The sequence below is a fragment of the Candidatus Tumulicola sp. genome (assembly GCA_035601835.1).
In the GTDB taxonomy this organism is placed as follows: domain Bacteria; phylum Vulcanimicrobiota; class Vulcanimicrobiia; order Eremiobacterales; family Eremiobacteraceae; genus DATNNM01.
The window spans coordinates 115,695-126,214 of sequence record DATNNM010000003.1; the positions used below are offsets into that span (position 1 = coordinate 115,695).

General features: G+C 64.9%; 10 protein-coding genes. 7 read left to right on the plus strand and 3 right to left on the minus strand.

The genetic code is table 11. The annotated features are described in order from the left end of the window. Positions 1-5: 5 nt before the first annotated feature. A complete protein-coding gene (gene dnaN, locus VN934_00935; GenBank protein ID HXM17357.1) occupies positions 6-1,118 on the minus strand; it encodes a DNA polymerase III subunit beta in 1,113 nt (370 codons plus the stop codon). Positions 1,119-1,384: 266 nt separating this feature from the next. Beyond that, positions 1,385-2,761: a chromosomal replication initiator protein DnaA gene (dnaA, locus tag VN934_00940; GenBank protein HXM17358.1), complete on the minus strand. Its 1,377-nt coding sequence runs from the start codon at positions 2,759-2,761 to the stop codon at positions 1,385-1,387. Positions 2,762-3,401: 640 nt separating this feature from the next. Between dnaA and rpmH the strand changes: the two genes are divergently transcribed. The 5 genes from rpmH to VN934_00965 are packed head-to-tail and all read left to right on the plus strand — an operon-like array spanning position 3,402 to position 5,866. Beyond that, the gene (gene rpmH / locus VN934_00945; GenBank protein HXM17359.1) at positions 3,402-3,539 is read left to right on the plus strand and encodes a 50S ribosomal protein L34; all 138 of its coding nucleotides are present in this window, start codon (positions 3,402-3,404) and stop codon (positions 3,537-3,539) included. A gap of 24 nt (positions 3,540-3,563) precedes the next feature. Further along, a complete protein-coding gene (gene rnpA, locus VN934_00950; GenBank protein ID HXM17360.1) occupies positions 3,564-3,920 on the plus strand; it encodes a ribonuclease P protein component in 357 nt (118 codons plus the stop codon). Continuing rightward, complete coding sequence (gene yidD, locus VN934_00955) at positions 3,917-4,123, plus strand: membrane protein insertion efficiency factor YidD (GenBank protein ID HXM17361.1); 207 nt, start codon at positions 3,917-3,919, stop codon at positions 4,121-4,123. Before rnpA ends, yidD begins: the two co-directional genes overlap by 4 nt. 4 nt (positions 4,124-4,127) lie before the next feature. After that, complete coding sequence (locus VN934_00960; GenBank protein HXM17362.1) at positions 4,128-5,069, plus strand: YidC/Oxa1 family membrane protein insertase; 942 nt, start codon at positions 4,128-4,130, stop codon at positions 5,067-5,069. After that, positions 5,066-5,866: a R3H domain-containing nucleic acid-binding protein gene (locus VN934_00965; protein HXM17363.1), complete on the plus strand. Its 801-nt coding sequence runs from the start codon at positions 5,066-5,068 to the stop codon at positions 5,864-5,866. Before VN934_00960 ends, VN934_00965 begins: the two co-directional genes overlap by 4 nt. A gap of 30 nt (positions 5,867-5,896) precedes the next feature. On the opposite strand, the gene VN934_00970 is transcribed toward VN934_00965, so the two are convergent. Next, positions 5,897-6,889, minus strand: a complete 993-nt coding sequence (locus tag VN934_00970; protein ID HXM17364.1) for an NAD-dependent epimerase/dehydratase family protein — start codon at positions 6,887-6,889, stop codon at positions 5,897-5,899. A 59-nt stretch (positions 6,890-6,948) separates the two neighbouring features. Between VN934_00970 and mnmE the strand changes: the two genes are divergently transcribed. Together mnmE and mnmG are read left to right on the plus strand one after the other, a co-directional pair. Then, on the plus strand, positions 6,949-8,331 hold the full coding sequence (gene mnmE, locus VN934_00975) for a tRNA uridine-5-carboxymethylaminomethyl(34) synthesis GTPase MnmE (GenBank protein HXM17365.1): 1,383 nt from the start codon (positions 6,949-6,951) through the stop codon (positions 8,329-8,331). Between the two features lie 325 nt (positions 8,332-8,656). Beyond that, on the plus strand, positions 8,657-10,519 hold the full coding sequence (gene mnmG, locus VN934_00980; GenBank protein HXM17366.1) for a tRNA uridine-5-carboxymethylaminomethyl(34) synthesis enzyme MnmG: 1,863 nt from the start codon (positions 8,657-8,659) through the stop codon (positions 10,517-10,519). Position 10,520 lies beyond the last annotated feature (1 nt).

Genomic DNA, 10,520 nt, shown 5'->3' on the forward strand with positions numbered 1-10,520 from the left:
CGGTCCTATTGCCGCAACGGCATCAGGATGTAGACCTGCTTGTCCGCGAGAGCGCCCGAGCCGGGTTGCAGGGCGGCCGGATTCAGCGCCCCCAGAAAGCTCATCGCAACTGTGTCGGTCTCGACGTGATTGAGGATCTCCACCAGATACTTCGCGTTGAAGGCGATGGTCAGAGGATCGCCCGTGCGCTCGACGTCGATCTCTTCGTACGCCGTGCCCGCTGTGTCCGAACTGGCCGTAATGACCAAGCTCGATCCGTCCATCGCCAGCTTGACCATGCTGGCCCGGTCGCCGGCGACCACCTCGGCACGGCGCAGACTGGCGAGCAGCTTTTCCGTGCTGGCGACCACCTTCTTGTCGAACTCTTTGGGGATGACTTGTTGATAGTTCGGGTACTGTCCGTCGACGAGCCGCGCGATCACCTTGATGTCGCCGGTGTTGAAGACGAGCTGATTGGCTTGACCGCCTAGCACCGTGGCTTCGATCACGCCGCCACCCGCCGCGCGCACGACTTCGCCCAAAGCCCGGGCGGGTACGATGAGCCTAATCGCGCCTTTGGTGGGCTCGGCGAGCGTCAGCTCGCGGCGCGCCAAACGGTAGCCATCCGTCGCCACGAGCGTGAGTTTTGAGCCGTCGATCTCCAGCAGCGTCCCCATGAGCACCGCGCCGCGCGCCTCTTCGCTGCTCGCGGCGAAGGTGACGGCGCTGCACGCTTCGCGAAACGCTTTCGCGTCGACCCGGAACTGGTCCGCCGATTTGCCGTCGGGCAAGGGCGGATACTCTTCTGCCGGAAGGGCGAAGAACTCGTAGTTCGAGCGCTCGCATTTGAGCGTCGCACGGCTTGCGGTGCCGTGCATCTCCAGTTGCGCGGCCGGGAGGTTCGCGAGGTAGCCGGAGAACAACCGAGCCGGCACGGTGCACGCACCCTCTTCGGCGACGTCCGCGGAGAACGCGTTTTCCAGGGTCAGTTCGAGATCAGTCGCGCGCACGCTCACGCGGCCCTTCTTCGCCGACAGCAACACGTTGCTCAAAATCGGCATCGTCGTATGCGCATTGACTACTTTACTCGCAGCAGCGACCGCACTCGCGATGTCCTTTGCGTTGCACGTGAACTTCATATTGCCCCTTTTATTCGCAACCTCGTCCGTTTCATTCACGGGAGATAGATTCTTATAGATAGCCGTCTTCATCGTATTAGAGCCGTGGATTGCGGGGATGTCGCGTGGCGGCCTTTAGCGGTGGGCTCCGGAGCGATGGTCTGCATGTGGACGCGCGGGGCGGGTCATTCGCAGCGTACACATGCGGGCGCCCTCATCCCGAAGAGCGCGACGCTCATGCACCCGCGTCCTCAGGCCATCCACTTCACGTCCCCGGAGCGCTTCGTCTAGCCGTCCTGGCTGATCGTCGACAGCACGGACTTCACTTTGCTGCGGAACTCGGGATCGCGCTCCATCTGATCTTTGACCTTATCGCGCGCGTACATCACCGTGGTGTGGTCCTTCTTGCCGAACTCCCGCGCGATCTGGGGCAGCGACGCATTGGTGAGCGTGCAGGCCAAGTACATGGCGATCTGGCGCGGCACGGTGAGGCGATGGTCGCGGCGCTGGCCCTCCAGCTCGCGCAGCTGGATGCCGTGGAAGCGCGAGACTTTCTCCTTGATGAGCGAGATGGTCACCTGGCGCAGCGGCAGCTCGTTGATCTCGTTGCGCAGCACTTCGGTGGCGAGCTCGACCGTGATCTCCTTGTCGTACAGGGAAGCGTACGCGGTGAGCTTGATCAGCGCGCCCTCGAGCTGGCGGATGTTCGAAGGGATGCTCTTGGCGATGTATGAGGTGACGTCGTGCGGCACGTCGATGCCATCGCTCTCGGCCTTCTTGCGCAGGATCGCCTCGCGCGTCTCGAGGTCGGGTTGCTGGATGTCGGTCAGCAAGCCCCACTCGAAGCGCGAGCGCAACCGGTTCTCCAAGGTCTGGATGTCTTTGGGCGGCCGATCGCTTGAGATGACCAGCTGTTTGGAGGCCTCATGCAGCGTGTTGAAGGTGTGGAAGAACTCCTCTTGCGTCTGCTCCTTGCCTTCGAGGAACTGGATGTCGTCGATGAGCAGCACATCGACCGTCCGATAGCGGTTGCGGAACTCGACGGTCTGGTTGTTCTTGATCGCCGTGATGAACTCGTTGGTGAAGGTCTCCGACGAGACGTACACGACGCGAGCCCGCGGATCGCTCATGAGCACGCGATGTCCGATCGCGTGCATGAGATGGGTCTTACCCAGGCCGACCGCTCCATAGATGAAGAGCGGATTGTACGCCCGCGCGGGCGAGTCGGCCACCGCCTGCGCCGCGGCGTGCGCGAACCGGTTCGTGGCACCGACGACGAATTGTTCGAACGTGTACCGATCGGTGAGCCCGGTGTGTCGGAAGTCGGCGGCAAGAGCCTGTCCGGCGGAGCCGGCCGGGGTTCCGGAGTCCTGCACGATTCCGGCGGACCCATCGGCTGACTCATCCACCACGAAGCGGACTTTGAAATCGGAACCTAAGAGCTCGGAGAGTGTCCCGAGAATGGTGGCTTTGAGGCGATTTTCGGCCCAGTCTTTGGCAAAGGCGTTTTGGACGGTGAGCGTGACCTCGTCCGGGGTCATCCGCACCAACCGCATCGGCTTGATCCACATCTCGAAGATGGGCTTGGTGAACTTAGTCTCGAGGTTGCCGAGGCATGTCTGCCACAAGTATTCTTCGTTGGTGGTGGGGAGAACAGTTGCCATTCCCTTATCACATCTTTCTTTATAGTCTCGTAAAGGAAATCGCTGTCCGAGTCGTAGTCGGAAGGCGCGCAGTCGCGCGGGTTTAGTGAGCGGAAACCCTTACTCCTTCAGGGTTTGCGCGTTTTCTTTATGCACATATCCACACTTCGCTTGTCGCGCGTGTGGATAGTTCTCGCGCGCGCGTCCGCTTTTGCTTACGCGATGCGGGTTCGCGGATTTTCTCCGGCGCGATCAGTTTCCAGCAGTGCGCGATCTACGCTTTCAATTCTTGTCCGGGTCGCGGTGCCAAAAAACGCACAATCCTAATCGGCGCCGGGCATTGCCGATTCGCTCCCCGCTATCCACAGTCTTATCCACAGGTGTGAATAAGGCCATTTTCACCCGCTTCGGCTGGGATCTTCACCTTGTGGCATAAGGGTTTGCGAGCTTTTATCAGATTCGGCCGTTCAGCATCCATGCACGGCCTGTCCACGCCTAGGGCTCGAAAGCGAAGCGGCCGGCCGGCGCCGCCCGCCGACAGCGGGACGCGCGTTCCTTGACGCGCTTTGCGGGCCGCGGCTATAATGAACATTCGCATTCATTCTCGAAGGGTGCCGCCACAGTGGCGGCACTTACCGCGTGAGGAGCTAGAGAAAAACCCGTGAAACGGACGTACCAACCGCATAACCGACGGCGCAAACGGACGCACGGTTTTCGAGCCCGCATGGCTACGAAGAACGGCCGGCGCGTGCTCGCCGCCCGCCGGCGCAAGGGGCGGCAGCGGTTGACGCCGGACTAGCGCAGGAAAGAACTTCGCAGCGCCGTGCGCACCTTTGCGAGTCTGCGCGGCCGGCGGGAATTCACGCTCGTCATTCGCCGCGGTCGCTCGAGCCGCTCGGGCACCTTGACGGTCTTCGGCTACGCACCGCGTCAAGACCGAACCGGCGGCACGAAGCTCGGCGTGATCATCCCAAAGACCGTCGGCAAGGCCGTCGTCCGCAACCGCCTGCGAAGGCGATGCAGGGCGATCGTCGACGGAGCCGCGCTCGGCCAGCCGTTTGAGTGGTACGTCATACAATGCAGACCGGGCGCAGCCCGGCTCACTTATGAAGAATTGAAGACGCAATTGATAAGCGTGCTGCGCGCCGCGCGCGCGCGCAACCCTCGGCGCTCGACGTGAACCCGCTCGTCGTCGCCATCCGATTCTACCAGCGCTCGCTGTCGAAGATGTTGCCGCCGGCGTGCCGCTTCACGCCCTCCTGTTCGGAGTATGCTGCGCAGGCGATCGAACGGCACGGCACGGCAAGAGGCAGCATGCTGGCTGCGCGCCGGCTGATGCGCTGCGGCCCGTGGCATCCCGGCGGGAACGATCCGGTGCCGTGATCGCATGACGCTCTTCTCCGCACTGCTTGCGCTGTTCGCCTTCGTCAACCCGATCGACGTCATCGGCGATCAGATCGCGCACGGACTCGACCTCATCAACGGCGTCACCCACAACTACGGCTGGGCGCTGATCGTCTTGGCTTTTGCGGTGCGCCTCTTGCTGTTCCCGCTGTACGCGCAGCAATTCAAATCGATGAAAGAGATGCAGGCACTCGGTCCCTACATCAAGCGTCTGCAGACCCGCTACAAAGACAACAAACAAAAGCAGCAAGAAGAGATGCTGAAGCTCTACCGCGAGCACGGCGTCAACCCGTTGGGGGGCTGCTTGCCGGTGCTGGCCCAGCTGCCGATCCTCTACGCGGTGTACCACGCCATCGCGCTGCACAACGAGCAGTTCAAGCATGCGGGCTGGATGTGGATCGGCTCGCATTGGGCGACGCAGTTCCATGGCTGGCTCGCGAGCAGCCTTTTCGGGCCCGATAAACTCCTCACGCTGTTGTACGCGGCTTCGCTCTACTTCTCGATGCGGATCACGCCGATGGCGACCATGGACGCGCAGCAGCAGCAGATGATGAAGATCCAGAGCCTGCTGATGCCGGTCATGTTCTTCTTCATCGGGCAGAATTGGGCATCGGGCTTCATCCTGTATTGGATGAGCTACAACGTGCTGCAGATGCTGCATCAGTGGATCGTCATGCGGGCGCCATCGCGCATACCCTCGCCGCCGGAAGAGACGCCGGCGACGCTGGCCGGTTATCCGATGGACTGCCCATCCTGCAACACGCGCTTGGTCGTGGTCAAGGGCAGCAAGTGCGAGAACTGCGGCGCGAAAGTGCGCAAGATCGTGCCGGCGAGCAACGGCGCTGCGAGCCCCGCCGCCGGCGTGGGTCAGCCCGCGCTGGGCAACGGCGGCAGAGCTTCGCAAACTCCGAGGAAGACATCATGAGCGATTATGGTTCAAACTACGGCCGGCCGGATCGGCCGCGCGGCGGGGGCGGCGGGGGCGGTTCACGCTATGGCGGCGGCAGAGCGCGCGGCCCGGATGCCGGGCGCGGCGGGCGCGGACGCAATGAAGGACGAGACGCGCGCTACGGCTCACGTAACGGCGGACCGCGCGGCGGGCGCGGACGCGCGGATCACGCACACCCGCAGTGCCCGACCGAGCTGCGCGAACCTTTCATGGAAGCGCGCGATTTTCTCGCAGGTTTGATCCGCGCGTTCGGCTTGCCGGCGCGGCTTTCGTATGGCGGCGTCGAGCCGGCCCGCGACGGTCGGCAGATCACGATCGACATCCGCGGCTTGACCGCGCATGCTGAGCGGCCGAGACCGTACGGCGCCCAAGGCCGCGACTTCGAGCCGGATGAGGACGACCTGAGCATGCTCATCGGCAAGCATGGCGCGGCGCTTGACGCGCTGACCGCGATCACCAACGCGGTGATGCACCGCGGCGAGTCCGAGGGCTTGTTCTTCGCGGTCGACGTCGAGGGCTATCGCTCGCGGCGCCTGGCAACGCTGCGCTCGATCGCGTTGCGCAGCGGCGATCGGGCGCTACGCGAGGGCGTGGCGATCGAGTTGGCGCCGATGCCGCCGTCCGAGCGGCGTATCGTCCATCTGACGCTCGCCGCGAATCCAGAGCTGGCGACCGAAAGCACGGGCACGGGCATCAACCGCCGGGTCGTCATCGTGCCGCGCGGCTTTCCACCGCCGCGTCCTGGCATGGACGAGCCCGAAGAAGAATACTGATCCTGAAAAACCTAATGTAGGCCCTAGGCTTTAGCCCCGGTTTTTTCCCCACTCCGCGAGCAGCTCCGTTTCGCGCTCGCGCGTGAGGCCTGCGTTCAGCTTTCGATCCAGTCCGCGCTCTTTCGTCCATGCAAGCGTCGCGCGCACCGTTTCGCCGACGTCTCGCCGCCTCAAACCTGCGGCGACCGCGCGCGCTGAGCTCGCGCGCAACAGCGAGTCTTCTTCTCCCGGGATCCATAACGGCAGTTCGGTCCACGGCGCGACGTTGCGCTCGATCAGAAATGACTCTGCGACCCACACAGGACGCGCTTGCGCGGCGCTTGCGGCGAGGCACGCGCTGACGACGTCACCCATCGTCGCACGCCCGTATTCACCGCTGACGTTGAAGGTACCGTCGAGCGCGTTTTCCGTCGCGTGGACGATCCATTCGGCGAGGTCGCGGACGTCGATGATGGAGATGGGTTTCTCGGGCACACCGGGCACAAGGACGTCGCCGCCCTGCGCGAAGCGATGCGGCCAGTAGGTGAAGCGATCGGTCGGGTCGAGCGGGCCGCAGATGAGACCCGGGCGCACGATCAGCGCGCCATCACCCATCAGCGCGCGCACCTCTTCTTCACACAGCGCTTTCAACGCGCCGTAGGTCTCGTTCGTCACCTCTTCTACCGCCGGGTCGGCCAGCATCGCCACCGGCTCGCGCTCGTCGAAGTTGCCGCCAAACGGCTCTGCGTACGCGCTGATGGAAGAGATGAAGGCATAGCGTTTGGTTCGGGCCCGGAGCGCGTCGAGAGAAAGCCGCACGACGCGCGGCACGAATCCGCACGTGTCGATGACGGCATCCCAACGTTGCCCGGAGACCTTGTCGATATCGGTGGCGCGATCGCCGGCCACGCCCGTGACGCCGTCGATCGCCGCGCCGCTCGAGCGGCCCCGATTGAAAAGCGTCAACGCATGGCCGCGCCGGCGCGCTGCCTCGACGACGTGCGGCCCCAAGAACTTCGTTCCACCGATGATCAAGATTCGCAAAGCTTTACCTCTAATGTCCGGCCGAACGATTCATCACCCGCAAAGAGAATCCCGACGTTTTGATAAAAGTTTCCGGCATGCAGCCGGACGACACGATCGCCGCCATCGCAACGCCGCCGGGCGTCGCTGCGGTCGCCATCGTGCGCATCTCAGGAACGCGCGCGCGCGACGTTGCGCACGCATGCTTCGTGCCCGCAAGGCCGGGGCCGCTCGTCCGGGCGCACATGCGCCGCGGCTGGCTGCGCGATCCGGAAAACGGCGCGAAACTGGACGATGCGCTCGCCGTCATGTTCGCGGCGCCGCATTCGTATACGGGCGAGGACGTGGTCGAACTGCACGTGCATGGGGGCGCGGGCGTCGTCGGCACGTGCCTGGCGCACGTGCTGCGCGCCGGCGCGCGGCTGGCCGCGCCGGGAGAATTCACGCGCCGTGCGTTCGTCAACGGCCGTCTCGATCTGGCTCAAGCCGAGGCGGTCGCCGATCTCATCGAAGCGCAGTCGAAAGCCGCAGCGGCAGCGGCGGTCGCACGTCTCGATGGCGCGCTGGGGCGCGGCTTAAGCGAACTGCGCGACGAATTACTCGCGCGACTCGTGGAAATCGAGGCGCACGTCGATTACCCCGACGAAGTGCCCGAGCCGGCGCGCGCGCCGCTAACGCAAACCGTGAAGGCGCACATCGCGCGCATCGAGGCGCTGCTGAGCGCTTCGGGCGCGGCGCGGGCTTTGCGCGACGGCATCGAGTGCGCTATCGCAGGGCCGCCCAACGCCGGGAAGTCGTCGCTGCTCAACGCCTTGGTCGAAGCGGAGCGAGCCATCGTCTCTGACATTCCCGGCACGACGCGCGACATCGTGGAAGATCGGGTCGTCGTCGACGGGGTCGTGCTGCGCCTGCGCGATACCGCCGGCTTGCGGACCGCAGCCGACGCGATCGAGGTCGAGGGCGTGTCGCGCGCGCGGGGAGCGATCGAACGCGCGGAATTGGTGATACTCGTGATCGATGGTTCGCAGCCGTTGAGCGCCGACGCGCGCGCCGCGCTGGCGGCGACGGCGGGCCGGCCGCGCATCGTCTTGAGCAACAAAGCGGACCTCGGAGATCGCGCGCGCGCGGAGCTGACCGGACTTGACGGAACGCTGATCGCGGGCAGCGTGCGCCGGCCCGACACGATCGCGCAGATGCGCGCGGAAATCGCGCGCTTGGGGTGGGGCGGCGGCGTCATCGACGCGCAGCGCGCGCTGGTCGCCAACGCGCGGCAGATCGACGCACTGACGCGCGCGCGGGTTTCACTCGTGCATGCGCGCGAGACGCTCGCGAGCGACATGCCGATCGACATGCTCGCCGTGGATCTGCGCGCGGCGCTGGCAGCCTACGGAGAAGTGACGGGAGAAACGGTGACCGAGGAGGTGCTGGACGGCATCTTCTCGCGCTTTTGCGTCGGTAAGTAAGGCGAAGCGGTCAGCAGCCAGCGAGCGAATCTGGCGTCGGCCAAGGTTTGGTAAAAACTCAACGGCGTGTGCCGCGCGAAGTTGCCCGCTTGTGCCGCGCACGAGAGCGCCACGATCATCGCGGCGAAGAGCAGGCGCATCGGTTTCGGCATCGCGTTTTTTGGCCTTTCTACTCACGTCAACGCGCCGCGAGCTCGCGCGATTGCCGGCTCCGGTGAGAACGAAGTGAGAAAATGCTCGCACGATGCTTTATATAGTCCATGATTAAGCGCCTAACGAGTTAACGCGCAAGAGTTTTTGAACGCCTGCGGCCAAGTGGGGCGGCATGAAGCGCGATTTCGGCGTGATTGTGATCGGAGGCGGACACGCCGGCTGCGAAGCAGCGCTCGCGGCAGCGCGCATGGGCGTGTCCACGCTGGTGGTTACGGGAAGACTGGACACGGTCGGATTGATGCCCTGCAACCCGTCGATCGGTGGGCCGGCGAAGGGTCAGCTGGCTCGAGAGGTCGATGCGCTGGGCGGCGAGATGGGGCGCTGCATAGACCAGACGTTCCTCCACGTGCGCTGGCTCAACGAGAGCAAGGGGCCTGCGGTTCGGGCGCTCCGGGCGCAAGCCGACAAGGCGGCATACGCCAAGACTATGCAGCGCGCGCTGCGCGAGCAAGCAAACCTCGCCGTGCTGGAAGCCTTTGTCGTGGACCTCATCATCGAACGCGATGCGGTCGCGGGCGTCGTGTTGGCCGACGGCTCGCGCATCCGCACTCAGCAGGTGGTGCTGTCGGCCGGCACATTCATGGCCGGCACGATGTTCGCGGGGGAGAAGAAGAGCGCCGGCGGGCGCGTGGGTGAGGCGCCGAGCATCGGGCTGTCGGCGGCGCTGCGGCGGCTAGGTTTCCCGACCGGCCGGCTGAAGACCGGCACGCCGCCGCGGGTGCGAAAGGGGTCGATCGACTTCTCCAAGACGGAGGAGCAGCCGCCGAGCCCCGTGCCGTTGATGTTCTCCTACCGCAGCGAGCCTGCGTTCCCCGGCCCGCAGCTTTCCTGCCACATCACCCAGACCAATGCCGCCACGCACGAGTTGATCCGCGCCAACTTGCACCGTTCGCCGATGTATGGCCTGGGTCTCATCGAAGGCATCGGACCCCGCTATTGTCCTTCTATCGAAGACAAGGTCATGAAGTTCGCGCACAATCCCAGCCATCAGATCTTCCTCGAGCCGGAGGGCTGGGAGACCGAGTCCACCTACATCGGCGGTTTCTCGACGTCGCTGCCGGAAGAGGTGCAGCTTGCGATGCTGCACAGCCTGCCGGGACTCGAGTGCGCGGAGATGCTGAAAGCGGGCTACGCGGTGGAATACGATTTCGTGCCGCCCACCGAGCTTGGCCCAAGCCTTGAAACCAAGCGGGTTTGCGGGCTTTACCACGCGGGCCAGGTCAACGGAACCTCAGGCTACGAAGAGGCCGCCGCGCAGGGGCTTGTGGCAGGCGTCAACGCGGCCCTTCGGGCGCTTGGTCGCGAGCCGGTCACGTTCTCCCGGACGACTTCGTATGTGGGGACGCTGATCGACGACCTGATCACCAAAGGCGCGCCCGAGCCCTATCGCATGCTCTCATCGCGCGCCGAGCACCGCTTGCTGCTGCGCCACGATAATGCCGACGAACGGCTGACGCCCGTCGGTAGAAGCGTTGGCCTCATCGACGACGAGGCGTGGAAGGCCTTCGAAGGCCGCATGAAGAGCATTCGCGGGGAGCGCGAACGGCTCGAGTCCACGAAGGCCGCACCCGCGCTCGCGCTCGCTGTCGGTGCAAGCGCGGGAACGACGCTGGCCGGCCTGCTCAGACGCCCGCACGTGGATTACGCGGAGATCGGAGGCAGCGAAGGTATAGATCCGGAGCTTGGCGATCGGGTGGCGATTGAGCTTCGCTACGAGGGCTACATACGGCGCCAGAGCGCCGCGATCGAGCGCATCGCAAAGGCCGAGCACGTCAGGATTCCGTGCGATTTCGACTACGCCGGCTGCCGCGGTTTGTCGCGCGAGGCGCGCGAGAAACTCGCCGGGTTACGCCCGGAGACGCTTGGCCGGGCCGGGCGCATTCCCGGCGTCACGCCGGCGGATATCGCCGTTCTGTCGGTGTTCTTGCACCGCCACGCCGAAGCAGGCCGCCTCGCGGCACCCGCTGCGCCTTGAG

Excerpts from the sequence above, each read along its gene's own strand:
- mnmG (HXM17366.1), top strand. The coding sequence starts at position 8,657 with ATGAAGCGCGATTTCGGCGTGATTGTGATCGGAGGCGGACACGCCGGC.
- VN934_00965 (HXM17363.1), top strand. The coding sequence starts at position 5,066 with ATGAGCGATTATGGTTCAAACTACGGCCGGCCGGATCGGCCGCGCGGC.
- VN934_00960 (HXM17362.1), top strand. The coding sequence starts at position 4,128 with ATGACGCTCTTCTCCGCACTGCTTGCGCTGTTCGCCTTCGTCAACCCG.
- dnaN (HXM17357.1), bottom strand. The coding sequence starts at position 1,118 with ATGAAGTTCACGTGCAACGCAAAGGACATCGCGAGTGCGGTCGCTGCT.
- dnaA (HXM17358.1), bottom strand. The coding sequence starts at position 2,761 with ATGGCAACTGTTCTCCCCACCACCAACGAAGAATACTTGTGGCAGACA.